This is a genomic window from Nocardia noduli (assembly GCF_019038455.1).
GTDB classification, from domain to species: Bacteria; Actinomycetota; Actinomycetes; order Mycobacteriales; family Mycobacteriaceae; genus Nocardia; species Nocardia noduli.
This window is the reverse complement of the sequence record NZ_JAFMPL010000115.1, coordinates 1-26,139: the sequence shown is the minus strand read 5'-3', so window position 1 is coordinate 26,139 and position 26,139 is coordinate 1. Positions and strand designations below refer to the sequence as shown.

The 26,139-nt window shown below is 68.7% G+C and carries 16 protein-coding genes and 1 pseudogene; 8 read left to right on the top strand and 9 right to left on the bottom strand.

What is annotated here, in order from left to right:
- Positions 1-1,333 (bottom strand): serine/threonine-protein kinase (locus JZ792_RS35490; RefSeq protein WP_216917278.1); only part of this gene is annotated, 1,333 nt, incomplete at its 3' end.
- A gap of 425 nt (positions 1,334-1,758) precedes the next feature.
- Positions 1,759-5,355, bottom strand: coding sequence for a methionine synthase (metH, locus tag JZ792_RS35485; RefSeq protein WP_216917277.1), 3,597 nt, complete (start codon positions 5,353-5,355; stop codon positions 1,759-1,761).
- A 214-nt stretch (positions 5,356-5,569) separates the two neighbouring features.
- Here metH and JZ792_RS35480 point away from each other — a divergent pair, with 214 nt between their 5' ends.
- Positions 5,570-6,454 (top strand): PAC2 family protein, encoded by an 885-nt coding sequence (locus tag JZ792_RS35480; protein WP_216917276.1) that lies wholly within the window; start codon positions 5,570-5,572, stop codon positions 6,452-6,454.
- Between the two features lie 57 nt (positions 6,455-6,511).
- On the opposite strand, the gene JZ792_RS35475 is transcribed toward JZ792_RS35480, so the two are convergent.
- The gene (locus JZ792_RS35475; protein ID WP_216917275.1) at positions 6,512-6,856 is read right to left on the bottom strand and encodes a hypothetical protein; all 345 of its coding nucleotides are present in this window, start codon (positions 6,854-6,856) and stop codon (positions 6,512-6,514) included.
- Positions 6,857-7,304: 448 nt separating this feature from the next.
- Between JZ792_RS35475 and JZ792_RS35470 the strand changes: the two genes are divergently transcribed.
- From JZ792_RS35470 to JZ792_RS35455, 4 genes are all read left to right on the top strand, one after another.
- Positions 7,305-8,444, top strand: coding sequence for an NsdA family TPR-like regulatory protein (locus JZ792_RS35470; protein ID WP_109527109.1), 1,140 nt, complete (start codon positions 7,305-7,307; stop codon positions 8,442-8,444).
- Positions 8,445-8,699: 255 nt separating this feature from the next.
- On the top strand, positions 8,700-10,280 hold the full coding sequence (locus JZ792_RS35465; RefSeq protein WP_308165584.1) for a TIGR02677 family protein: 1,581 nt from the start codon (positions 8,700-8,702) through the stop codon (positions 10,278-10,280).
- A 37-nt stretch (positions 10,281-10,317) separates the two neighbouring features.
- On the top strand, positions 10,318-11,706 hold the full coding sequence (locus JZ792_RS35460) for a TIGR02678 family protein (protein WP_216917279.1): 1,389 nt from the start codon (positions 10,318-10,320) through the stop codon (positions 11,704-11,706).
- A 2-nt stretch (positions 11,707-11,708) separates the two neighbouring features.
- A complete protein-coding gene (locus JZ792_RS35455; protein WP_216917274.1) occupies positions 11,709-15,977 on the top strand; it encodes a TIGR02680 family protein in 4,269 nt (1,422 codons plus the stop codon).
- A gap of 13 nt (positions 15,978-15,990) precedes the next feature.
- Here JZ792_RS35455 and JZ792_RS35450 read toward each other — a convergent pair whose 3' ends face one another.
- Positions 15,991-16,746, bottom strand: a complete 756-nt coding sequence (locus tag JZ792_RS35450; RefSeq protein WP_216917273.1) for a thioesterase II family protein — start codon at positions 16,744-16,746, stop codon at positions 15,991-15,993.
- A gap of 49 nt (positions 16,747-16,795) precedes the next feature.
- On the bottom strand, positions 16,796-18,838 hold the full coding sequence (locus tag JZ792_RS43130; RefSeq protein WP_216917272.1) for a helix-turn-helix domain-containing protein: 2,043 nt from the start codon (positions 18,836-18,838) through the stop codon (positions 16,796-16,798).
- A gap of 898 nt (positions 18,839-19,736) precedes the next feature.
- On the opposite strand from JZ792_RS43130, the pseudogene JZ792_RS35440 reads away from it, so the two are divergent.
- Positions 19,737-20,105, top strand: a pseudogene (locus JZ792_RS35440) (MqnA/MqnD/SBP family protein); the annotation flags it as partial.
- A gap of 247 nt (positions 20,106-20,352) precedes the next feature.
- Here JZ792_RS35440 and JZ792_RS35435 read toward each other — a convergent pair.
- Together JZ792_RS35435 and JZ792_RS35430 are read right to left on the bottom strand one after the other, a co-directional pair.
- Positions 20,353-20,877 (bottom strand): M15 family metallopeptidase, encoded by a 525-nt coding sequence (locus JZ792_RS35435; protein ID WP_216917271.1) that lies wholly within the window; start codon positions 20,875-20,877, stop codon positions 20,353-20,355.
- A 121-nt stretch (positions 20,878-20,998) separates the two neighbouring features.
- Positions 20,999-22,675 (bottom strand): fumarate hydratase, encoded by a 1,677-nt coding sequence (locus tag JZ792_RS35430; protein WP_216917270.1) that lies wholly within the window; start codon positions 22,673-22,675, stop codon positions 20,999-21,001.
- Positions 22,676-22,929: 254 nt separating this feature from the next.
- Here JZ792_RS35430 and JZ792_RS42415 point away from each other — a divergent pair, with 254 nt between their 5' ends.
- Positions 22,930-23,406, top strand: a complete 477-nt coding sequence (locus tag JZ792_RS42415) for a MarR family winged helix-turn-helix transcriptional regulator (protein WP_216917269.1) — start codon at positions 22,930-22,932, stop codon at positions 23,404-23,406.
- Position 23,407: 1 nt separating this feature from the next.
- Here JZ792_RS42415 and mftD read toward each other — a convergent pair whose 3' ends face one another.
- Together mftD and mftE are read right to left on the bottom strand one after the other, a co-directional pair.
- On the bottom strand, positions 23,408-24,703 hold the full coding sequence (gene mftD / locus JZ792_RS35420) for a pre-mycofactocin synthase MftD (protein ID WP_216917268.1): 1,296 nt from the start codon (positions 24,701-24,703) through the stop codon (positions 23,408-23,410).
- Positions 24,700-25,404: a mycofactocin biosynthesis peptidyl-dipeptidase MftE gene (gene mftE, locus JZ792_RS35415; RefSeq protein WP_216917267.1), complete on the bottom strand. Its 705-nt coding sequence runs from the start codon at positions 25,402-25,404 to the stop codon at positions 24,700-24,702. Before mftE ends, mftD begins: the two co-directional genes overlap by 4 nt.
- 71 nt (positions 25,405-25,475) lie before the next feature.
- Between mftE and mftR the strand changes: the two genes are divergently transcribed.
- On the top strand, positions 25,476-26,072 hold the full coding sequence (gene mftR, locus JZ792_RS35410) for a mycofactocin system transcriptional regulator MftR (RefSeq protein WP_216917266.1): 597 nt from the start codon (positions 25,476-25,478) through the stop codon (positions 26,070-26,072).
- Positions 26,073-26,139 lie beyond the last annotated feature (67 nt).

The window sequence follows — 26,139 nt, the reverse complement described above, 5'->3', positions numbered from 1 at the left end:
GGGCAGGCGTGGTCGGCGGCGGGGCGGTCGTGCTCGACGGCGGTGGCGTGGACGCCGACGGTGACGCGCTCGCGGCGGGCGGGGCTCCGGGCGCGGTCTGCGACGGTTGCTCCATGATCGAACCGCCGCCCGCGCCGGAGGACGGCGCGACCGGAGCGTTCGTCGACTCGCCACCGGTGGGCGGGGCCGCGGTCGGCGAATCGTCGCCGCCGTTCTGCACGGTCACGATCAGGGCGATGACCACGAGCAGCGCCACCACCACGGCCGCGGCGACACCGAGCAGTTGTTTGTCCGGTCCGCGCGGATTCGAGCCGCCGCCGAGGCCGGCGAGAGTACCGCCCGGCCGGGTCGGAGGCGGTGGCGTCGGACTGGAAATCGGCACGAATTCGGTGGCGTCGGTGGCATTTCCCGATGCCCCGGTCGCGGAGGTGCCGAGTACGGCGGTCGCGCCCGCGTCTCCGCCCGGCGCGGGCAGGATGGCGGTCACCACCGGTACGGAGGAAAGTTCCGGAACTCGGCCCGCGGCGACGGCTTCCAGCGCCTCCTTGGCCTCCTGCATGGTCAGCCGCGCCTCGACGGTCCCGGCCAACAGCCGCATCAGCACCGGGCCGAGCGGTCCCGCGTTGCGCGGTGCCGCTACCTCGCCACGCGCGACGGCGTGCAGGACCGCGAGCGGGTTGTCGCCCTCGCCGAACGGTGGCGAACCCTCCACCGCGGCGTAGAGCGTCGAGCCGAGCGCGAAGACGTCGGACGCCGGTTCGGGATCCTCCCCGCGCGCCACCTCGGGGGCGAGGTAGGCGGGGGTGCCCGCGAGGAATCCGGTCGCGGTCACGGTCACGTCGCCGACGGCACGGGAGATGCCGAAATCGGTGATCTTCACGGTGCCGTCGTCGGCGACGAGCAGATTGGCGGGTTTCACATCGCGGTGCATGATGCCCGCGGCGTGCGCGACGGCCAGCGCGGCCGCGGCCTGCGCGCCGATACGGGCGACCTCGATCGGTGGAAGTGTGCGCTTGCCGGAGAGTTTGGCGGCCAGACTCGGCGCGTCCATGTACTCCATCACCAGCCAGGGCTGGCCGTCTTCCTCCGCCACGTCGAAGACGGTGATGGCGTTGGGATGGTGCAGCCTGGCCGCGATCCTGCCCTCGCGCATCGCCCGCAATTTCGCCTCGAGCGCCTGGGAATTCGACAGGGTGGAGGCGAGCAGCAATTGCTTGACCGCCACCGTGCGGCGCAACCGAACGTCGGTGCCGCGCCACACCACTCCCATGGCTCCGCTGCCGATCGGATCCGCGAGCCGATACCTTCCAGCGATCAACCGATCCGCCGTCATGTGGTTGTGCCCTCCTGCGCCACGCCGAGCCATCCAGCACTACCGCGCGTCAGGAACCTCCTGTGGCCTTCGAAAATCCTACGCGCCGTAATGCTTTGCACCCACACACTCCAGCGTTAGCATCCGCCGACTGCTCCGGATGCAGTTGCAACAGTGTCGACAATGACATACCCACCCGACAGACATCCAGCCATGCCCCTGTCGAGAGGCGAACCGGCCGCCCGAACAGCGCGAGCCCGTCCGCGCACCCACCGTACCGGCCGGTAGCCATCGCGGTGCGATATTCGTTCGACACCAGGGCATTACACGCCCGCGACCGCGTCGCGAACCACGGAGGAAAGCGGGACGAGACGCGCACGAACGACAGTGAGCACGATCACAGTCGGGCCGCGCGCGTATCGAGTTCACCCGCGGCCCCGTCGGTGTCAGGCGTTGAAGTACTTCGCCTCCGGATGCAGCAGCACGAAGGCGTCGGTGGACTGTTCGGGGTGCAACTGCAACTCCTCCGACAGCACGACGCCGATCCGGTTGGCGTCGAGCAGATCCACCAGCTTCGCGCGATCCTCCAGTTCCGGGCAGGCGCCGTAGCCGAAGGAGTAGCGCGCGCCGCGATAGCCGAGTTTGAAATAGTCGGCCACGTCGGCGGGATCGGATTCGGCCACCGCGTGTCCTTCCAGCACCAGTTCCTCGCGGACCCGGCGATGCCAGTACTCGGCCAGCGCCTCGGTCAACTGCACGCCGATGCCGTGTACCTCGAGGTAATCGCGGTAGTTGTCGGCGGCGAAGAGTTCGTTGGCGAAATCGGCGATCGGCTGCCCCATGGTGACCAGCTGGAACGGCAGCACGTCCACCTGTCCGGCCTTCTCCGCCTGTTCCCTGGAGCGGATGAAGTCCGCGATGCAGAGGAAGCGATCGCGCTGCTGACGGGGGAAGGTGAACCGATACCGCTGCGGCGCGCCGGGATCCGGTTCGGTCAGCACGATGACGTCGTCACCCTCGGACACCGCCGGGAAATAGCCGTACACGACCGCTGCGTGTTGCAGCACGCCCTCGGTGGACAGCCGGTCGAGCCAGTACCGCAGCCGCGGCTTGCCCTCGGTTTCCACCAGTTCCTCGTAGCTGGGACCTTCGTCGCCGCGCTGACCGCGCAGGCCCCACTGTCCGAGGAACAGCGCCCGCTCATCGAGCAGACCCGAATATTCCTGGAGCGAGAGTCCTTTCACGACCCGGGTGCCCCAGAACGGCGGAACCGGGACCGGCAGATCGGCCGCGACATCGGACCGTTCCGGCACCACGACCGGCACTTCGGCGGCCTTGCGCTTCTCCGCGATGCGCTTGGACCGCTCGTGGCGGGCCTTGCGTTCGGCCGCCTTCTCCCGTTCGGCGACGGCCTGCGGGCTGTTCGGATCGATGCCGCCGCCACGTTTGACGGTCATGATCTCGTCCATCAGGCGCAGACCCTCGAAGGCGTCGCGCGCGTAGTGCACCGCACCCTCGTAGACCTCGGTGAGATCGTTCTCGACATAGGCGCGAGTCAGCGCGGCGCCGCCGAGCAGGACCGGGAACTGATCGGCCACGCCCCTGGAATTGAGCTCCTGCAGGTTCTCCTTCATGACCACCGTCGACTTCACCAGCAGCCCGGACATGCCGATCACGTCGGCCTTCTTGTCCACGGCGGCGTCGAGGATGGTCGCGATCGGCTGTTTGATACCGAGGTTGACCACCTCGTATCCGTTGTTGGACAGGATGATGTCGACCAGGTTCTTGCCGATGTCGTGCACGTCGCCCTTGACGGTGGCCAGGACGATGCGCCCCTTACCCGAATCGTCGGTGGCCTCCATATGCGGTTCGAGATAGGCCACCGCCGTCTTCATGACCTCGGCCGATTGCAGCACGAAGGGCAGTTGCATCTGACCGGAGCCGAACAGTTCGCCGACGGTCTTCATCCCCGAAAGCAGCGTCTCGTTGATGATCCGCAGCGGCGGAACCTCGTGCATGGCCTCGTCGAGGTCGGCGTCCATCCCGGCCTTCTCCCCGTCGACGATGCGCCGTTCCAACCGGTCGAACAGCGGCAACGCGGCCAATTCCTCGGCGCGCGAGGCACGCGAGGACGAGGTCGACACCCCTTCGAACAGACCCATGAGTTTCTGCAGCGGGTCGTAATCCTCACCGCGGCGGTCGTAGACCAGATCCAGCGCGGTTTCGCGCTGTTCCTCCGGGATGCGCGCCATCGGCAGGATCTTCGAGGCGTGCACGATGGCCGAATCCAGGCCCGCCTGCACGCATTCGTTCATGAAGACCGAATTGAGCACCTGGCGCGCCGCCGGATTCAGGCCGAAGGAGATATTCGACAGCCCGAGCGTGGTCTGCACCCGCGGATGCCTGCTCTTGAGCAGTCGGATGGCCTCGATGGTCTCGATGCCGTCGCGGCGCGACTCCTCCTGGCCGGTGCCGAGGGTGAAGGTGAGAGTGTCGATGATGATGTCGCTCTCGAGCACGCCCCAGTTCTCGGTGATATCGGCGATCAATCGTTCGGCGATCTCCACCTTCTTCTCCGCGGTGCGGGCCTGGCCCTCCTCGTCGATCGTCAGCGCGACCACGGCGGCGCCGTGTTCGGCGACCAGTCGCATCGTCTGCTGGAAGCGTGAATCCGGACCGTCGCCGTCCTCGTAGTTCACCGAGTTGACCGCGCAGCGACCGCCGAGGTGTTCCAGCCCCGCCTCGAGCACCGGGGTCTCGGTGGAGTCGAGCATGATCGGGAGGGTCGAGGACGTGGCGAGGCGGCTCGCGAGCGCCTCCATGTCCTTGGTGCCGTCACGGCCGACGTAGTCGACGCAGAGATCGAGCATATGCGCGCCGTCCCTGGTCTGGTCCTTGGCGATATCCAGGCATTTCTGCCAATCCTCGGCCAGCATGGCGTCGCGGAATGCCTTGGAGCCGTTGGCATTGGTGCGCTCGCCGATCATCAGGACCGAGGCGTCCTGTTGGAAGGGGACCGCCGTGTACACACTCGACACGCTCGGCTCGTGCTCGGGATGCCTGCGCTCGGTCGGCGGGGCGAGGGTGGGCTCGACCTCGCGGACCGCGGCCGTCACCTGCCGGATGTGTTCGGGCGTCGTACCGCAGCAGCCGCCGACCAGCGCGAGACCGAATTCGGAGACGAAACCGCGCAGCGCGACGGCCAGTTCCTCCGGCGTGAGCGGGTACTCCGCGCCCTTGGCGCCGAGTACCGGCAGACCCGCGTTCGGCATCACCGACACCGGCACCTGCGCGTGCCGGGACAGATGTCGCAGGTGTTCGCTCATCTCGGCCGGGCCGGTCGCGCAGTTCAGCCCGATCATGTCGATGCCGAGCGGTTCCAGCGCGGTGAGGGCGGCGCCGATCTCACTGCCGACCAGCATCGTGCCGGTGGTCTCCACGGTGACGTGGGTGATGATCGGAATCCGGCGACCCAGGCGCCGCATCGCCCGCCTGCTGCCGGTGACCGCCGCCTTCACCTGGAGCAGGTCCTGGCAGGTTTCGATCAGGATGGCGTCGGCCCCGCCGTCGAGCATGCCGAGCGCCGATTCGGTGTAGGCGTCGCGCAGCGCGGCGTAGGGCGCGTGGCCGAGGGTGGGAAGTTTGGTGCCTGGGCCCATCGAACCGAGGACGTAGCGGGGCGTGCCGTCGGCGCTGGGCCCCATCTCGTCGGCGACCTCGCGCGCGAGCCTGGTCCCGCGTTCGGACAGATCGCGGATCCGGTCGGCGATGTCGTAGTCGGCCAGGTTCGGCAGATTGCAGCCGAAGGTATTGGTCTCGACGGCGTCCGCGCCCGCTTCGAAATACGCGCGATGGATGGCGCGCAGCACGTCGGGACGGGTGTCGTTGAGGATCTCGTTACAGCCCTCCAGCCCGCGGAAATCGTCGAGGGTGAGGTCGGCGTCCTGCAACATGGTGCCCATCGCGCCGTCACCGATGACGACACGCCGGGCGAGCGTGTCGAGAAGCGTGGTATCGAACGCGGAGGAATCGGGCGCAGACATGGCTACAAGCCTAGTAGGCGGGCCCGACAGTCCAGGCAGCTACGTCATCGCCGAGGGCGTCCGCGTGGGCCACGCCACATCGCGGCGGGCGGTGGGTCTGTAGTACCGGGAATGCTTCGGACCGGAAAATTTTCAGTAAGAGGGTATCGGGGGGAACGGGAAAACCGATCGCGTCGTGTGCGCGCCGATCCATCACAGACATTAGGCTGACCGGGTGAACCCCAGTGAAACTCCCGATTCGGAACTGCCGACGTTGCGGGATCCGGTGCTGGTCGCCGCCTTCGAAGGCTGGAACGACGCGGGCGACGCCGCCAGCGGCGCCGTCGAACATCTGGAACTGATCTGGGACGCCGAACCGTTGGCCGAACTCGATTCCGAGGACTACTACGACTACCAGGTCAACCGTCCGACGGTGCGCCAGGTCGACGGTGTGACCAGGGAAATCCAGTGGCCGTCCACCATGCTCTCGGTCTGTTCGCCGCCGGGAAGCGACCGTGACATCGTGCTGCTGCGCGGTATCGAACCGAATATGCGCTGGCGCAGTTTCTGCGCGGATCTGCTGGAATTCATCGAACAACTCGGTGTGCAGACCGTCGTGATCCTGGGCGCGCTGCTGGCCGACACACCTCATACCCGCCCGGTTCCCGTCACCGGATCGGCGTACAGCAAGGAAGCGGCCGAACGCTTCAACCTCGAGCAGACCCGGTACGAGGGACCGACCGGGATCACCGGCGTCCTCCAGGATCAGTGCGTCAAGGCCGGGGTGCCCGCGGTGTCGTTCTGGGCGGCGGTGCCGCACTACGTCTCGCAACCGCCCAATCCCAAGGCGACCATCGCGCTGCTGCACCGGGTGGAGGATGTGCTCGATATCGAGGTGCCGCTCGGCGAGCTGCCCACGCAGTCGGAGGACTGGGAGGTCGCGGTCAACGAGATGACCGTCGGCGACGACGAGATCAGCGAATACGTCCGCTCGCTCGAGGAGCGCGGTGACGCGGCGGTCGATATCAACGACGCGATCGCGAAGATCGACGGTGACGCCATCGCGGCCGAATTCGAGAAGTACCTGCGCAGGCGCGGTCCCGGCAGCTTCGGGCTGTAATCGATTCCGGTCACGGCGATCCCCGCGTCGGCGCGGGGATCGGCCGCTCCCCATGGTTCACTCGGTTCCGGTGGCGACCACCGCTCGGACGAGTTCGGCGTTGTCGACGGTCCACACCCGCGCCGCCGCGTCCTGCGCCAGTTTCGCGATGAGGATGTCGCGCGGAATCGTCTGGCCCGCAAAGTGATCCAGTGAGGGCACCACGACGTGATGGGCGTCGGCACGGCGGAGTTCGGCCGTGAGTTCCGCGAACGCCGTGCCGTCTCCCGACGTCGATTCATGGAATGTCGCGGCGAAACAGAGCCCTTCGGCACGGGCGAGCGTGCTCATCGCATCCTCGAGTTCCTCGCCGTGGCCTTCGGCGAGATCGTCGCGCACGTATCCATAGATCAACGCTTCCACCCGAACCTCCGTTGGATTGGGTCGCTGTTCTGTTTTCGGATCACCCCGAGGTTGCGCGCTGCCCGCAGACGAGGCGTACACGAAGTTGTGTACCGCGGGCGCCGCGCACGGCGGAGTTGGAGCACACGGTCGAGCACTATCGGCACGGCACCGAAACCCGGTGCCGCAGCAAACCGTCGAGCCTGGCGGCGAGGCCGCCTACAGTCCTGCGAATCGGGGTCCTGCCGTAGGGCCGGCAACCTGTCGGCTCTCTTACAGGATGTCGGACGCAATCGTGCAAATGCAGATGTCAACCCAGTGACATCCACTTGCCCTATCCGGTCCACCGATCGTTAACTGGTGCGATACTACAGGCGTGGCCATAGGTGACGATCGTCCCGTCTGGGCTGTCCGAATGCGTTCCGAACGTGATGCGAGGGGGTGGTCACAGGCAGATGCCGTCCGCGTGATGCGCGCCAAGGCATCTCATAATCTGCCGACGGACAGTACGCTGCTACGTAACTGGCGACGCTGGGAGTCGGGCGAATCACGCCCGGACGATTTCTACGCTCCCATCATCGCCGCCGCCTTCGACACGGTAACCGCCGCTTTCTTTCCCAAGGCCCGGCCGAGCCGAGACGACGAACTGCTTTCGGCCACAGGCATGGACACCGTCGAGTTCATCGGCAGATTGCGGATGTCGGATGTGTCGGCGGCGACGCTGGACGCGATCCGCATCACCGCCGAGCGACTGTGCTGCGAATATCCCGTCGCCGACCCGCACGCGCTGCACGCCGAAGGCACCTCGTGGCTGCGCCGGATCACCTCGCTGCTCGACGGCAGGCTCACCCTCGCCCAGCACCGCGAGATCCTGGTACTGGCCGGATGGGTGGCCCTGCTCGTGGGCTGCGTGGACTACGACCTGGGTAGGCGCACCTCCGCCGAGGCGACCAGGCGCGCCGCCCGCTCGCTCGGCGAAGAGGCGGACCACCCCGAAATCGTCGGCTGGGCAGCGGAAATGGCGGCCTGGTTCGCCCTGACCCAGGGCAATTACCGCGGCGCCATCGAGGCCGTCGACACCGCACCGCGCGGTGCGGGCAACCTCGGGGTCGAGGTGCAACTGGCGGCGCAGCGCGCCAAGGCGTGGGCCAGGCTCGGTGATCGCCGCGAGGTCGAGCGCGCGCTCGACACCGGACGCGCGGTACTCGAACGCCTGGTTCATCCGATCGATCTGGACAACCATTTCGTGGTGGATCCGCAGAAATTCGATTTCTACGCCATGGACTGCTGCCGCGTCGCGGGCGAGGACAAGATGGCCGAGGTCTACGCCCGCGAGGTCATTCGCACCTCGACCAATGCCGACGGCTCCGTACGCAATCCGATGCGCATCTCCGAGGCGCACCTCACCCTGGCCGTGGTGGCGGTCCGCGACCGCGATCTGGAACGTGCCGTGGCGGAGGGCACCCGGGCATTCGCGGGCAAACGTCGCTCGCTGCCGTCGCTGATGTGGATCGCGGGCGAGACGGCGCGCGAGATCATCGCACGGTATCCGGGAGATCCGGGCACCCTGGCCTACCTGGATCAACTGCGTTCGATATCCACGGAGTAGCGACCGACCGGTTCGTACACCGACACAGTCGAATTCATCGTCCACCGACGGCGGCCCCCGCGTGCCGGGGGCCGCCGCGAACCGATGCCGCGCACCGTGGCGTCGTCCTCGTCGAGGACGGGCGGCGTGAAATATCGTGAGGTGTGGCAACTCTCGAGCATCCAGCGCGAAGAGGGCGCACAACCGGACCCGGGCCACGCCGAACAAGGGACCTTTCGCACGGGCGGCGACCCGCCCGCTACTACCCTGTTCCCGGTGACCGACTCCGCCGAAGGCCCGATCAGCGCCGACACCGCCACGCGGGACGAGCGGCTGCGGCTGTTCTCGTTCGCGACGGCGGAGAAGCGCGCCGAGTACCTGTGGGTGCTCCGGGCCTTCGACGGCGCCCGCGCCGCGTACGTGGTGCTGCTGCACGCCGACGACGTCGCGGAGTGGATCCGCCGCGAGAGCGGCGACGAGAATCCACCGCTGACCGCCGTCGACATCGGCCCGCTGCTCGACCAGTTGCACCAGTGGGGTGTGCTGGAACGCAGCTACGACGGGACCAGGGCCGCGACCCTGGCCGAATACCGCAACCGGCATTACGTGTACCAGTTCTCGCAGGCCGGATTCCAGGCGTTTCGCGCGGTGACCGGGGTGCTGGAGGCGCGGGTGGACGAGGCCGCGCTGTCGCGGCTGGTGCTGCCCGAACTGCTCGCGGACCTGCGTGCCCTGGCCGAAGCCAATCGCGGCGGCGACGCCGAACGGGTCTATCGGACGCTGCGCAGACTCGACGCGGCGCTCACCGATATGGCGGCGCGGGCGGCGCATTTCTATCTCTCGCTCGGCGATCTGGTCAGGACCACCGAGATCACCCCCGAATCGTTCCTCGGGCACAAGGACGCGCTGCTCGCGCATATGCGGGAGTTCAGCACCGATCTGGCCCGGTTCGCGCCGCGGCTGGCGGAAGCGATCGGTGAGATCGAGGAGACCGGCGTCGACGAACTCGTCGAACGCGCCGCGAGCTGCGACGAACGGGTGCTGCTGAGTCTCGCGCAGCGGCGCGCGGATTGGCGGGCCCGATGGCAGGGTCTGCGCACCTGGTTCGTGGCCCCGGAATCGGTGAAACCGGGCGACACCGAATCGACCGAGGCCGACCGCCTGCGCGAGGCCACCATGAGCGCCATCGCCGCGGTGCTCTCGCTGCTGCGGCGGGTGACCGAGACCCGCCGCGGCGGGGTCAGCAGGGAATCGGCGCTGCGGCACCTGGCCGGATGGTTCACCGCCGCGCCGAACGCCGACAGCGCGCACGCGCTGTTCGACGCGGTATTCGGGCTCGGACGCCCGCGTCACCTGGCGATGGAACATCCCGATGCCGACATCGTCCCGGCGACCAGGTCCTGGTGGGACGCACCGCCGCTGGAGATCTCGCGCACCCTCGCCGAAACCGGCAGAACACCGAGCCCGGGCGCTCCCGCCAGGATCCAGCGCAACGACGCGAGCATCCGCCGACTCCGGCAGTCACAACTCGACGCCCAGCGGGCCCGCGCCGAGGCCGCGAAATCCCTGGCCGCCGCCGATCTCTACGATCGCGAACTGGACGAGGGCGAGACCGAGGTACTGCTGCGGCTGCTCGACGCGGCCTCGACCGCCTGGGTGCCGGTGAGCGGGCGGGTCGCCGGGACGACGGGCTCGGAGAGCGGGGTCACCCTCACCGTCTCCGAACATCCCGGTTCCACCGTCGTGCGCACCGCGCGCGGACTGCTGCACCTGAACAACCGCAAACTCGAGGTGCGCCCGGGGCGGGCACGGACTCCCGCCGCGCACGGGGATCGACAGGACGGGGGCACGGAATGACATCGCTCGTTCGTGAACTATCCGGGGGCCGCGCATGATTCACGCACGCCGCATCGATGCGCTGGTCCTGGACAACTATCAGCGCGCCGCCCGGGTGATCCTGGCCAACCACCTGATCACCAGAACCTATCCGGATCGCGTCGCGCTCCCGCTGATCCGCCGGTGGGCCACCGAACTGCGCGAGGATCTGGCCGAACTCTTCGGCTACCGACTCGAGGTCACCGAGACCACGGCGCGCCTGTTCCCCATCGCCGACCGGTTGGATCCGGGCCGGCCCGCCCGCACCGTCAACGACCGGATCTTCGACCGCCGCCGCTACGCCTATCTGGCCCTGGCGCTCGCCGCGCTCGGCCGCGCGGGCGACCAGGTCACCTTGTCGGAGCTGGCCGAGCAGGTCGCCGCGTACACCGGGCGCATCGACGGTCTGGAACTCGCCCCGGACCGGGCGGGCGACCGCGACGCCTTCGTCGACGCGGTCGGCTGGCTCGCCACCCGAGGCGCGATCACCCTGGCCGACGGCGACGCGGGCGGCTGGGCCTCGGATCCCGAGGTCGGCGAGGCGCTCTACGACATCGACCGGCCGGTGGTCTTCGCGCTGTTCCGGCCGCCGCGCGCCCTGCAACATCTGCACAGCGTGCGCGGACTGCTCACCGAGGACAGCCCCGCGAGCGGGCGGCCCGCCGACGACGCGGCCCGCCGGGTACGACGCACCCTGGTCGAACGTCCGGTCGTCTACGCCGCCGAACTGCCGCCGCAGGAGCGGACGCTGCTCGCGCAGGAGCGGGTCGTCGCGGAGGTGGAACTGTTCACCGGGCTGAAGGCCGAGCGAAGGGCGGAGGGCGTCGTCCTGATCGACACCTCGGGGCGGCTGTCCGATATCCGCTTTCCCGGTACCGGAACCCTGGCCCAGGTCGCGCTGCTGCTCGTCGGCGAGATCGCGGACCGGGTACTCGACATCGACAATCCGGTCCCGCGACGTCCGTTCGTCCCCGAGCGGGAACAGACGCTGGCCGGGCAACTCGACGACGCCATTCCCGAATCCACGGTGTTCGTGCCGCTGGCCGATACCCCACCGGACGCGTCCTCCGACGACGACCTGCCCGAGGACGACTTCCCGGACACCGAACCCGAGACCTACCCCTTCGTCGACTCGGTCTGGGTGGGCGAGACCGTGCAGGCGCTGACCGACCGCTACGGTGTCACCTTCGCCGCCCAGTGGCAGGCCGACGTGCCTGGCCTCACCGCCGAGGTGGTGGCATTGCTGCGACGGCTGCGCCTGGTCCGCGACACCGCCGACGGTCTGCTGGTGCTGCCCGCGCTGGCCCGCTATCGCGGCGCGGTCGTCACCGTGCGCACCCGCAGGGCCGAGGAACTGTTCGTCACCGCCGCCGACACGGTCGGTGGCACCGGCACGGAAGGGATCTGAGCATGTCTGTCATCCACGGTGGAGTGCGATTCATCCCGACCCGCGCGGGCATCGTCAACCTCTGGGACTACCGGGACCAGGAGTTCTGTTTCGCCGACGGCAGGCTGGTGTTGCGCGGCCCCAACGGGTCGGGCAAGACCAAGGCGCTGGAGGTGCTGTTCCCGTTCGTCCTGGACGGGCGGATCGAACCGCGCAGGCTCAATCCGTTCGCGGGCGAAGAGCGCACCATGAAATCGAATCTGCTCTACCGCAAACAGGAATCCGCCTACTCCTACGTCTGGATGGAATTCGCGCGCGGCGCGTGGCACGACCCGGAGACGGTCACCATCGGCATCGGCATGCGCGCGACGCGGTCCTCGGACAAGGTGACCCGCTGGTATTTCGTCGCCGACGGGCGGGTCGGTGTCGATTTCTCCCTGATCGGTCCCGACGACCGGCCCTTCACCCGCAAACAGCTCGCCGAACAGATCGGCACCGACGCCATCGTCGACCGCCCGGTCGAATACCGGGCCGCCATCGACGCCCGCATGTTCGGTCTCGGCGCGCAGCGCTACGACCAGCTCATCAATCTGATCCTGACCCTGCGCCGTCCGCAGCTGGCGAAGAATCTCGACCCGCGCGGACTGTCGCAGGCGCTCACCGACGGCCTGCGACCGCTCGACGAACAGCTGATCCTCGACGCGGCCCGCTCGTTCAGCGATATGGAGGAGGTCGGTCGCACCCTGGAGGGGCTGGTGCACGCCGACAGCGCGACACGGGCGTTCGTCGGCGTCTACCGCAAATATCTCGGGGTTCAGGCCAGAACCGATCTGGACCGGGTACGGGCCAGGCTCGACGCGGTGACCCACGCGAGTACCGCCCTGTTCGCCGCCACCGCGTTGCGGCAGCGCAGGGACGCCGACCGCACCGGCGCGCAGGCCCGCGCCGACGACGCCGACCGCGCCTACGAACAGGCCATGACCGACCGCGAGACCCTGCAACGTTCCAGCGCCTACGAGGGCAAACAGCAACTCGACGACCTCGCCGACGCCGTGCGCAGGCTCGAGACCTCGGCGAGCGTGCACGGGGACAAGGCGCTCAAGGCGGCGCAGACGCTCGACCAGCGCGCCCAGGAAGCCGAACGTGCCCGCACCGCGGTCACGAACGCGGCCGCCGCGCTGGCACGGGGCGAGGACGAATTACGTGCCGCCGCCGAGGAAGCGGGCATCGACTGGACCGCGCCGTCGGCCGAGGCCCGTGCCGACACCCTCACCGCGACCGTCCGTGCCCGGGCCGAGGAACGCGACGCCGATGTGCGCGCGGTCAGGAAATCGCTCGGACTCGTGGAATCAGCGGCGGCCGAACGGACCAGGGCCGAACGACTGGCCGAACGCGCGGTGCGGTTGCGCGAGGCGGCCGAGGCCGAGGTCGCGGCGGCCGAGGCGGCCGTGGAAGTGGCGCGCGGCGATTCGGCGACGACGCTGCGCGCGTGGTGGGAGCGGCATCGCGAGCTCTACTCCCCCGTCGCGAAAGATCTGCTGCGGGAACTGGATTCGGCGCTGCGCTCGGCCGGTTCCGAGGATGCGGCGGGTGTCGCCGAGGTGCTGGCCGAGCGGGCCGAACCGCTGCTCGACGAGATCCGGGCCCGGCGAAGCGATGCCAGGACTCGGCGCGAGGCCGCGAACGAGCGGCACGGCGAGTCGAGTGCCGAACGCGATCGGGTGGCCGCGCAGCGCGACGACGCTCCGCCCCCCGGTTCGGCGCGCACCGATGTCAGGGACGGACGTCCCGGCGCACCGCTGTGGCAGCTGGTCCGCTTCGCCGACGACGTCGACCCGGCCGCCGCCGCGGGGATCGAGGCCGCGTTGCAGGCCGCCGATCTGCTCGACGCGTGGATCTGCGCCGAATCGGAGAGGCCCGGCGACTATCGATCCGAGCATTTCCTCGTCGCGCTGCCGCCCGCCCTGCGGCCGACCGGGCGCACCCTCGCCGATGTGCTCGTCGTCGAGGATGCCTCCGAGCGACTGGCGGTGCCGAAGCGGGAGGTCGCCGACGTCCTCGCCTCCGTCTCGCTGGACGACTTCCCGGCCGTGCCCGGCGCGGGATCCGACGCCGACCGGCACGCCGCAGGATCCGAACCCGACCGGACCGGCGCGGACACCACGATCGGCACGACGGGCGATTTCCGCCAGGGTGTGCGGATCGGCCGTCACCACAAACCCGACGCCGAATTCATCGGCGCGACGGCGCGCGGTCGTCGGCGCGAGATCCGTCTCGCGGAGTTGACGGCGGCGCTGGACGCCGCGAGTGCCGACGCGCGGCGGGCCGAAGCCGACGAGGCGAGCGCCGACGACGAACTCGCGCGCCTCGGCGCGGCCGCGAAGGCGCTGCCGCGACCGTCGGCCGTCACCGGCGCCCTGCGCGCGGTCTCCGAGGCCGCGGGCATGCTGCGGTCCCGTTCCGAAGCGGCGGCGCAGGCCGAACGCGACTTGGACCAGGCGGTCGCCGACGCGGCCGCCGTCGGGAAGAAGCTGCGGGCCGTCGCCGCCGAACATCGCACACCGCGCGAACCGCGCGAGATCGACGCCCTCGCGGCCGCGATCCGGCATTTCGAGAACAGCGGCACCGGTCTGCTGCGCGTGCGCGCCGACCACGAGCGCGAACGCGAACGCGAACGGGAGGGGGCGGACCGCCACGACGAGGCGCGCGAGGTCGCCGAGGCGTTCGCCGAGGAGGCCGAGTCCGCGCAGGCCGGTTACCAGGAGCAGTTGCGCAAACTCGAGACGCTGCGCGAGGCGCTCGGGGCGGGCGCGGCCGATATCGACCGCGAACTCGAGGCGGCGCGGCTGCGCATCGAGGCCGCCCGCGCCGAGCAGAAGGCCGCACGCAAGGCCGCGAACGAGGCGATCGAAGCGGTCGGCGACGCCGAGGCGGCCTACCGCACCGCGCACGAATCCCTCGGCACCGCGCTCACCGAGGTACTCACCGACGTGCGCGCGCTCGCCCCCTACGCCCAGCCGGATCTGCTCCGGCTACTCGGCGCGCCCGACGACAGCCGCTGGCCGAGCAGTGACGCGGCATGGTCGACCTCCGAACAACTGCTGTACCGGATCTCGCAGGCCGGGCCGGAAGCCGAGCCGAGGGTCCTGCCGGACGAGGTGGCCGAACTCTTCGACAATCTCACCGTCGCCACCGCGTCGGTGCGGGCGGGCGAGGCGGCCCGCAAGTCCACCCGCAGCGCGGTCACCACGGCGTTGCAGGAATTCGACGCCGCGCTCGCCACGTCCGGACGCGACTACCGGCTGCACTGGGACGCCGCCGACGGACTCACCGTCGTCCAGGTCCACGACGAGCACGGCGTCTCGGCGCTCGCCGATTTCGCCGGCCGCATCGATCGGGCCCGCCACGATCAGGAACTGCTGCTCACCGACGCCGAGCGGCGCATCCTGGAGGACGCGCTGCTCACCGGCCTGGCCCAGCAGATCCACGAACGCACCACCGACGCCCGCGAACTCATCGGGCGGATGGGCGCGGAGATGAAACAGCGCCGCATGTCCTCGGGGAACACCATCGGCGTGCACTGGGTGCTCGCGGACAGTCTGTCCGATGCCGCGCGCGCCGTGTGCAAATTGCTCGAGCGCGACGCGTCCGCCCTCGGCGCCGAGGACCTCGCGGCGATCCGCTCGCATTTCGCCGCCGAGATCCGGGCCGCGCGGGCCGCGCATCCGGAGCGTTCCTATCCCGAGATCCTCGCCGCCACACTCGATTACCGCACCTGGCGGGTGTTCTCGTTCACGTTGCTCTCCGCCGACGGCAGCGAGGACAAACTCACCGTGGCCCGGCACAGCGCGCTCTCGGGCGGTGAGCAGTCGGTGTCGCTGCACCTGCCGCTGTTCGCCGCGGCGCACGTGATGCTCGATTCCGCCGATCCGCAGGCCCCGCGCCTGCTGGCGCTGGACGAGGCGTTCGCCGGTGTCGATGACAACGGGCGCAGCGAATTGCTCGGTCTCAGTGTGCAATTCGATCTAGACCTGTTCATGACCGGCTACGACCTGTGGATCACCTACCCGCACGTCCCCGGGTGCGCGCACTACGACCTGGCCCATTCGGCCGCCGACAACACCGTCAGCGCGACGCTGCTGGTCTGGGACAGCGGCGAACTGCTCGCCGAGCACGACGGCACCGATCTCACCGCCGCCCTCGGCTCGCCGGACCGGCGTCGTGTTCCCAACACCATCGAAGGTGGCCTCACCCTCGACGATATGCCGGGCGCCACGGCACCGGTCGGCTGAGCGATCCGAACGACTACCCCCGGTGATCACCCGTTTCACCCGTCCCGACGGACAGTCGCGCGCCGAGCAACTCCGCGACAGCGTCGAGCTCGTCGCCGAGGTAGAAGTGGCCGCCCGGCAGCACATGGGTCGTGAACTCCGCCGTGGTATGTGTACGCCATGCCTCGACATCGGCGCGGGTGACTCGGGGATCCCGGTCACCGACCAGGGCCGTGATCGGATAGTCGACGGTCACCTCGGCCGGGCATCGGTACGTTTCGACCGCACGGTAATCGCTACGGATGACCGGCAGGTACAGCGCCGCCGTCTCCTCGTCGTCGAAGACTCGCGTATCGGTGCCGCCGAGAGCGCGCATCTCGGCGATGATCGCGCGATCCGACCGTTGATGGACGGTCTCGACCCGGATCACCGACGGTGCGCGCCGCGCCGACGCGAAGAGCACGACCGGCGCGCCGCCGGGGAGACCTCGCGCGACTTCGAAGGCCTGCGCCGCGCCCATACTGTGCCCGAACAGGATCGTCGGCCGGTCCAACCATGTCGACACGCTCGGCAACACCGCCTCGGCGAGTTCGACGATCGATTCCAGGCGCGGTTCCCGGTAGCGCTCCTGCCTGCCCGGATTCTGTACCGCCAGCAGTTCGATCGCCCGCGGTAGTTTGCGCGCCAGCGGGGTGAAGTAGTTCGCCGACCCACCCGCGTGCGGAAAACAGATCACCCGCGCCGCCGGATCGGTTCGCGGCAGCGCGCGCCGAATCCACTTGTCGCTCATCGCCGTATCCCGCCGACGCCCCGTGCGCCGCGGCGGGCACGCGCGGTGGTCATCGGACCTCGCGTACCGGGGTGAGGTCCGGGGCGGCCAGCACGATGACCAGATCGGAGCGGCGCGCGACACGCAATTTTCGGTAGACGCGCGTGAGATGCTGTTCGACGGTGCTGGTCGTGATGTGCAGGTCCTTGGCGATATCACGATTGCGCCGACCCGCGGCGGCCAGTTCCGCGACCTTCAACTCGGCCGGGCTCAGAGTGTCGAGGGCACGCTGCGGCTGTGGCAACGGCATCAGCGCCGGCGCGTTCTCACCGCGTGGCCCGGCCAGCCGGATCCGCAACGGTTCGGCACCGCACTGCTCCGCCAGTCGGGTAGCGCGCCGATTCGCCGCGCGTGCCCGGTCGCGTTCGCCGATCGCGTGGTAGGCGTCCGACAGTGCCGCGAGCGCGGTCGCCAGTTCGAGCTGATTTCCACCGCTGTTGGCGATCGACACCGACTGCCGTAACAGCGCGACCTGGTCCAGCACCGGACTGCTCGCCGCTATCAGTCGCACGGACACCCCGGCGGTGCGATGCCGATCGACGCCACCGATCCGGTCGAGATGGGCACTGGCCCAGCGCCGTGCGGTACGCGGCTCCCCTAGTCGCAGATAGAGTTCGGCCAGATCATTGCGCCAGGCCACCAGCCCGGGGACGTCCATATTCCAGCGGCGCATCCGCTCGCCGCAGCCGGAGAAATCTTCGAGCGCTTGATCATAGGCGCCGACCGCCATGTGGTAATGGCCGCGGGCGTGGAGGAATTGCAGGCCGATTCGGGATTCGAGCACGCTGTTGGGCAGCGCGTGATCCAGGTAGGCGGCAGCCTCCCGGAATCTGCCCGCCGCCGTGGTCGCGGCGACGAGGCTGGCCACCGCCAGTCCGGTGTAGGTACCGAGGTTTTCGCTGTTGATGCGCCCCACCGCACCCGAGGCGCGATCTATGGCAGCGTGCAGATTGCCCTCGCGCACCGACATCGCCGATCGCCAGATCGCGAAGATCGACTGCCAGGTCGGCGCCCGCCTGGCCGCTGCCTCCAACATCAGGGCTTCACACCAGGAGGCGGCCACATCGAGTTGATCGCTGTAGGTCAAACAGTCCAAGGCGATCAAGAGCGCGCCGAAGGTTTGATCGTCGAGCCGATGACCGCGCAGCATACGTTGCGCGGCTGCCACTGCCCCGACGCTCGCGCCGTTGGTCAATACGTCGATCAGCAGCCGCGCGGCCTCGACATCCGGCTCCGTGCGGACCACGGACGCCGACCTGGTCCGAACGGTCGTGCGATCCGGCTCCGGTGCTGCCGTACGGCCTTCGAGTACACCCGGATAGTTACACGCCAGCCACTCGTTCATCGCCGCGAGCCGCGCGGGCCCGGTGGCGTCGCCGCCGTCCGCCGCCGCGTCGAGTTGATCGAGCGCCGCGGCGGCCTCTTCCGCGCGTCCGTGCCACAGCAGGTACCGCGCCACCATCGGCACGCACTGCGGGGGTATCAACCCACCGCGCAGCGCCCCGATCAACCGGCCGAAGCTGCGGCTCGAGGTCGACGGGCTCAGCCGCCAGCGCACCACGGCCAAGGTCGTCAAGATGATGGCCCGCTCGTCCTCGTCGGCCAATCTGGACGCGAGTTCCAGATAGTCCACGGCCCTGGTGATCTGATCGTCGGCGATGGCATCACCCCCGGCGGCCCGCAGCAGCGAAACCGACCACGGGAAACGTGCGGTACCCGCGCTCACCAGATGATCGGCGACCCGCATGGCGGGCGCACCGCCCGCGTGCAGCACACCCGCCACGCGGTGGTGCATGCTGGTACGCACCATCAACGGCGTCTCTCGCACCACCGCCTCGCGGATGTCGCGCCGCCGAAAACGCGAATACGCCACCAGGCCCGCCTCGGTGAATTCCCGGATCACCGCCCGCACCCACTCCGGATCGGCGTCGAGCACTTCCGCGAGAATGCGACTCGCGGTGGGTTGATCCACCACGGCCAGCAACTGTGCGACGCGCAATCGATCCGCGCCGTCGTGGCTCAGGTGGGCCAGCGCCGACCGAACCGTCCACACGGGAGACTGCGAGCTATTTCCATTCGAGGAGAACCGACCGTTTGAAATTATTTTCGGTGAAATGTCATCCGCACTTACCCAATCCACATCGCGGAGATATTCCGATACCTCGGCGGACTGTGACCACTTCTCAACGGCACTCAAAGCGCACCTCGTTCGATCCAGCGCAACAACCGAATGCCGCGCCCGGGCAGGATATTAGCCCCGGACATCATTGTCCCCACCTGTCTCGATCATAGCCCCGGCAGCGACCTCGGCAACTCGACCACTTCACCAATTAGTGTGGTGCACAACACATTTCATACATGGGAATAGACAACGTAAAAAACACTAGGGTGGCGACGATCCTCGCACGACCGAGGGGAGTATCGACATTGCCGATACTCCCCTTTCCTTTTATTACAGTCGGTCCGTCTTCCTTTATCCGACGAGTTCTCCGACAATTTGCCGAGTCTGCGATGACATCAGTCGATTCACACGCTTTCGGCCGTTGCGAGCACAAGCATCGATTGCGCTGCGGTAGCCCCGGCCGAAAACGTCCGCGTAGCGGCCACCGACGCGGCCACGACGGCGAGGAGAAGTGCCCGTTTCGACTCCACGCCGGCCGGCGCCGCTGTCGTGACGCTATCGCCCATCGCGCCCACACCTCTCCTCGCCACAGACTACGAGATCGCACATCGTAGACCCCAACCCTGGGTTAACCGAACGTTCGTGCGGACCAATTAACGCACGAACGTTCGCGGTCGGTCAAGGTATTAGACCTTCGGCCGGCTCTGGACGCCGTGTACCGCCGCGTACCGAATCACGGCCCGAGCGTGGGTTTTTCACGTCCCAGACCCGACTACTAGGGGCCACGTAGGGGTTTCCGCAGTGCGGGTTTCTCACCGACAGTTGGCCTATGCGCTCAGTCGCCGGTCACCCCCCGGTCTTCCGACCGTCACCTCACGGACCGTCACGACAGCGCAGGCCCCGCATCGAACTCCTCACCTACCTGCCGATCCCGTGGGGTCTGCCCCGCACCGGCAGCCAGATCGACCCGGACCTCGTCCGGGATTCCCCCGAAAACCTCAGTGATGCGCTGACTTCCGGACATAGCGATATCGGCCCGATCAGCCGGATGGAGTTCCTCGGCCATGCCGACGAACCGGTGATGCTGCCCGATATCGCGATCGGATGCGACGGGCCGGCGATGTCCCGTCTCATGGTCGGCCCGGTGCCGTCGGTCGAGCTCGACGGCGCGCCGAGCTCGACCAGCCGCACCTCGGTTTACCCTGCGCGCCTGTTGCTTTCGGATTTCCTCGGAGTCGATCCGCGCTACTTCGTCAGCGGGCACGATCTCGGTCGGCCGCGGCGGGAACGGACAGGTTTCCCGTTCGTGGTCGCGGTACTCGCCGCGCGCCGTGGATCGGCCAACGATGTCGTGGTCGGCGGGGCACCCGCCGCGACCGACGGCTATCGGCGTCGGCTCCGCACGGACTCACGGCCGGGCCCCGGGCCTCCGCCCGGCGGGGGGCTCAGCGTTCGCTCGCGTCGGACCGCAACGGCGGACATGCCGCGCCCGGCACGGTGGCCTGCTCGAAATGCCACCACTCGTTCTCGTAGGTCCGACACAGACCCCAGCGATTACCGTTGGCTTCCAGCCACCCCGCGCCGTCCTGCGGGCCGACATCGATCGCCCGACCGGCGACGTGACTCGATTCCTCGGGCGGCAGCACCCATCGACGCGCCGCGTCGGGGCTTCCGTATGTGGCGATTCCGTCGTCCCACAGTGCCCGCTGTTCGGCCTCGGTGCGGTATCCCGAGTTGATCCAGAGCGGTACGCCCTCGGCGTGAGCCGCATCCTCGGCGAGGGTGTAGGCCAGCGCCAGGGCCGGGTCGAGCCCCTCGGTTCCCGCTGCGGCACCCACCGCCACGAACGTGTCGGTGGGTGCGGCGAGCGCCGTCGGCCCTGCCACGGTCGCGGCCAGCACGGCGGGGGCCAGCACGGCCAGCAGCGTCGCGACCAGCCGCCCGCGCGACCTCTCGCCAGTCGGAACCATGGGGAAATACTAACCAACTACCACCGTGTGAGCCGCGTCTCGGCGTTCACGACGGACTGTCGCGGTACCGACACATAGGCCCTGACCTGCGATGATGGCGGTCTTGCCCGCGCCGTCGCGGTCAGACGCGCTCTTTGGAGCGTTCCCGCACCCGCAGGGCGATCGGCTTCTGGGTTTCGGCGAAGAAATCGTTGCCCTTGTCGTCGACGACGATGAAGGCGGGGAAATCCTCGACCTCGATCTTCCAGACCGCTTCCATACCGAGTTCCTGGTATTCGAGCACCTCGACCGATTTGATGCAGTCCAGGGCGAGGCGGGCGGCCGGGCCGCCGATGGAACCCAGGTAGAACCCGCCGTGTTCCTTGCACGCCTTGGTCACCTGCGCCGAACGATTTCCCTTGGCGAGCATGACGTGCGAGCCGCCCGCGGCCTGGAATTGATCGACGTAGGAATCCATGCGGCCCGCGGTGGTCGGGCCGAAGGAACCGGAGGCGTAACCGTCGGGGGTTTTGGCCGGGCCCGCGTAGTAGACAGCCATCTCGCGCAGGTATTCCGGCATCGGCTCACCCGCGTCGAGCCGTTCCTTGATCTTGGCGTGCGCGATATCGCGCGCGACGACCAGCGGACCGGTCAGCGACAGCCTGGTCTTGACGGGGTATTTCGACAGTTCGTCGCGGATCTCCGACATCGGCCGGTTCAGGTCGATCTGGACCACGTCGCCGCCGAGGATGGAATCGGTCTGCTCGGGCAGGTACTGGGCGGGCTCGCGCTCGAGCTGTTCGAGGAACACGCCCTCCGCGGTGATCTTGGCCAGCGCCTGACGGTCGGCCGAGCAGGAGACCGCGATGGCCACCGGGCAGCTCGCGCCGTGCCGGGGCAACCGCACCACGCGCACATCGTGGCAGAAGTACTTGCCGCCGAATTGCGCGCCGATCCCGAAGGATTGGGTGAGCTTGAAGACTTCTTCCTCGAGCTCGACATCACGGAACGCGTGGGCCGCGAGCGACCCCTCGGTGGGCAGCGAGTCCAGGTAGTGCGCCGACGCGTATTTGGCCGTCTTGAGCGCGAATTCCGCACTGGTGCCGCCGATGACGACCGCGAGGTGATAGGGCGGGCAGGCCGCGGTACCGAGCGAACGGATCTTCTCGTCCAGGAATTCGAGCATCCTGGTGGGATTCAGGACCGCCTTGGTTTCCTGGTACAGGAAGGATTTGTTGGCCGAACCGCCACCCTTGGCCATGAACAGGAATTTGTACGACGGATGCGCGGGATCGCCCGGCGCCGAATACAACTCGATCTGCGCGGGCAGGTTGGTTCCGGTGTTCTTCTCGTCCCACATGGTGATCGGGGCGAGCTGCGAATAGCGCAGATTCAATTTCGTGTAGGCGTCGAACACACCGCGGCTGATCCATTCGGCGTCGTCGGCCCCGGTCAGCACGCCCTCGGACTTCTTGCCCATCACGATGGCGGTGCCGGTGTCCTGGCACATGGGCAGGATGCCGCCCGCGGAGATGTTGACGTTCTTCAGCAGGTCGAGCGCGACGAAGCGGTCGTTACCGGAGGATTCCGGATCATCGATGATCTTGCGCAGCTGGGACAGGTGCGCGGGCCGCAGGTAGTGGCTGATGTCGTGCATCGCCTCGGCGGTGAGCATTCGGAGTACATCGGGCTCCACCTGTAGGAAGGTGCGTCCGCCTGCCTCGACGGTGCTCACACCCTCGGTGGTCAGCAGCCGGTAGGGCGTGTCGTCCGCGCCGATCGGCAGCAGATCTGAATAGCGGAATTCCGGCGCGGTCACGGATCGCTCTCCTTCGGGCGGGCCGGGCCGGAGCCTGGCTGGTCACAAGCAGAGCGAGCCTATCCACCGACCCGCGACGCCCATGGGTAAGGCAACCCTACATAGCAGTAACCCCTGGGAAAGGTTGCACGTTCAACCCCGGTGGTGCTACCTCTCAACCTGGCAGTTGTCGTGACCGAATCGGGCCGCGACGATTTCGGTGCACAGGTCAGAGTTTGGAGGGCTGCCGTGAGTGAGCGCAGCGAAGCGGTGTCGTGAGTGAACCGCAATGGCTCGACGACGTCGAGACGCGGGCGTGGATCGGTTTCGTGCGCACGCGCGACCTGGTCGCCGCCGCGGTCGGGCGCGATTCGGCACGCGATTCGAATCTGACCTTCGTGGAGTACTCGGTACTCGCCAACCTCGCCGACGCCCCCGACCACCGGCTGACCTTCGCGGATCTGGCCGAGAAATTGGAATGGTCGCAGAGCAGGCTCTCGCACCAGATCACCCGGATGGAGAAGCGCGGGCTCGTCGTCCGGGAACCCATCCCGGACGACGCCCGCCGCACCGCGGCGCGCCTGACCCCGCGCGGCGCCGAAGTACTCGACACCGCCGCGCCCGCGCACGTCAGCAGCGTGCGCCGACACATGATCGACGCACTCGATCGCGAGCAGCTCACCGCGCTCGCCGATATCTACGACGCGCTGCTCGGCCACCATCGACGTCCGGCGGCCGAGCCGGAAGCCTGAATCAGCTCGCGGAGGCCACCGCGGCGGGTTCCGCGGGAGCGGCGGCCGCGGGGGATTCGGCGGCAGCGGGGGTTTCCGCGGACGCGGGGGCCTCCACCGGGGCCTGCACAGCCCGCACACCGTTGGCGGGCACTCCGAGCGCGCGCTCGAAACCGTCGGGAACGACGATGTCGGAGCGATCCAGATCCGTCACCGCGGTCTTGCGCAGGCCGAGCAGGGCCGAGTCCACGCCGCCGCGCAGCACGTCGAGCACGTTCTCCACGCCCGCCTGGCCGTTGGCGGCGAGGCCCCACAGGTACGCGCGGCCGATCATGACCGCGCGCGCACCGAGGGCGACAGCCTTGACCACGTCGCTGCCGCGGCGGATACCACCGTCGAGCACCACCTCGATCTGCGATCCGACCGCGTCGGCGATCACCGGCAGCGCGCGGATGGCCGCCGGGGTGCCGTCGAGATTGTTGCCGCCGTGGTTGGACACCGAGATCGCCGAGACGCCCGCGTCGACCGCACGGTGCGCGTCATCGACCCGGATGACGCCCTTGAGCATGACCGGCCCGCCCCACTGCTCGACGATCCAGCGCACGTCGTCCCAATCCGGGGCCGGGGTGCTCATCCACTCGCCGTACGCGCCGAAGAAGCCGGGCGCCGCACCGCCACCGACCGCCATGTTCGGGGCGGTCAGGTCGGGGATGTGGCCCGAGCGCGCGTAGGTCGCCAGCCAGCGCGGCCGCGCCAGGGTCTGCGGTGCGAACTTCAGCATGGTGCGCAGGTCCAGCTTCTCCGGGATGACCGGGCTGCCCCAGTCGCGTCCGTGCGAGAAGGACCAGTCCAGGGTCAGGATCAGCCCGACCGCGCCCGCCGCCTTGGCGCGGGCCATGCGCTGCACCAGATCGTCCTTGCTGCCGCACCAGTAGAGCTGGAAGAAGGTCGACGGATTCGCCGCGATGACTTCCTCGATCGGCTTGCTGGCGAAGGAGCTGAGTCCCATCGCGATGCCACGGGCGGCGGCGGCACGGGCCACGGCCACCTCACCGTCGGGGTGCACGGCCTGCACGCCGGTCGGCGAGATCATCACCGGCATGGACAGCGGCTGTCCGAGAATGCTGGTCGACTGGTCACGCTCGCCGATCGATCCGGCGCAGTGCGGCGCGAAACCGAGTTCGGTGAACGCCTGCTGATTCTCGTCGATGGTCTGGCCGCGCTCGGAGCCGGCGATCAGCGCGCCGTACACCGATTTCGGCAGCCGTTTCTTGGCGCGCCGTTGCGCCTCGGCGACGGTTTCGAACCAGGGATTCATCTATGGATCCTTTCGGGTGTGGCCACCGGCCACCAGTGCCGGGTCGTTTCGTACAAGTCGGTGATCAGCTGATCGAGCAGGACGGTGCCCGCGTCGGCGGTCGCGCCGGTGGGGTCGCCGAGCACGCCGTTCGGGCTGACCGCGCGCACGCCGCCGGTGCGCAGCAGCGGCAGCACCTCGGCCAGCGGACGGGTGTCGCCCGGCTCGGCGCGCGCGGCGCGGACCGTCTCCGGTCGCAGCGCCAGCATCAGCGCGGTCTCGGCGCGACCCGCGTGCGGATCGCCCTCGTAGCGGGGGAAGTGACCGCGCACGTCGCGGGATTCGGTGCGCAGCAGCGTCTCGGCGCGGCGCAGCGGCTCCAGATTTCCGCCGTGTCCGCTGACGAGCAGGATCCGGTCGAAGGTGTCGGTGGCCGATCGGCACAACTCGACCAGGACCATTTCCAGCGCGACCTGCCCGATCGAGAGGGTGCCCGAGAAACCCGCGTGCTCGCCGCTGGATCCGTAGGGCAGCGCCGGTGCGACCAGGACATCGGATCGCCGCCCGGCCAGTCCCCGGCACAGCGCCATCGCGATATCGGTATCGGTGGACAGCGGCAGATGTGGGCCGTGCTGTTCGGTCGCGCCGAGCGGTATCGCGAGGATCACACCGGGGTCGGCGCGTTCGCCTGCCTCCGGCCACGTGAGATCCGCCACTTCCATGGTCGGAGATTAACGTCAGTCACTGACAAAATCAAGCCCTCGGACGGCGTCCGAGCTGACATACTTTTCCCGTGACGACATCGGGCACGACCACCGGCCGCGGCCGCCCACGCGGCACCAGCAAACGCGAACTGGAACTGATCGCGATGCGGCTGTTCAGCGAACAGGGCTTCGACAACACCACCGTCGAACAGATCGCCGCCGCCGCCGGTGTCAGCGGGCGCACCTTCTTCCGCTACTTCCCCACCAAGGCCGAGGTCCTGTGGGCCAGGTTCGACGACGAGGTCACCAATCTGCACACCGCCTTCGCCACCGTCCCCGCCGACGAACCGATGATGACCGCCGTCCGCCGAGTCGTCGTCAACGCCAATCGCTACCGCGCCGAAGACGTCCCCGAACTACGCACCCGCATGCAGTTGGTCAGCACCATCCCCGCCCTCACCGCCACCGCCGGAGCACACTACGACGCCTGGGAACGCGCCGTCAGCGCCTTCGCCGCCCACCGCCTCGGCCAATCCGAGGACGACCTCATCCCCCTCGCCGTCGGCCGCACCACCCTCGCCGCCGCCCGCGCCGCCTTCGACGCCTGGCTCCCCCGCGCCGACGCCGACCTCACCGTCTACCTCGACCAAGCCCTCGCAGCCCTCGAACACGGCTTCGCCACCTAGTTGCCCGCCCACCGCACCTCCACTCATCCAGCCGAACTTCGCACGACCCCCTGATCCAACGACAGCC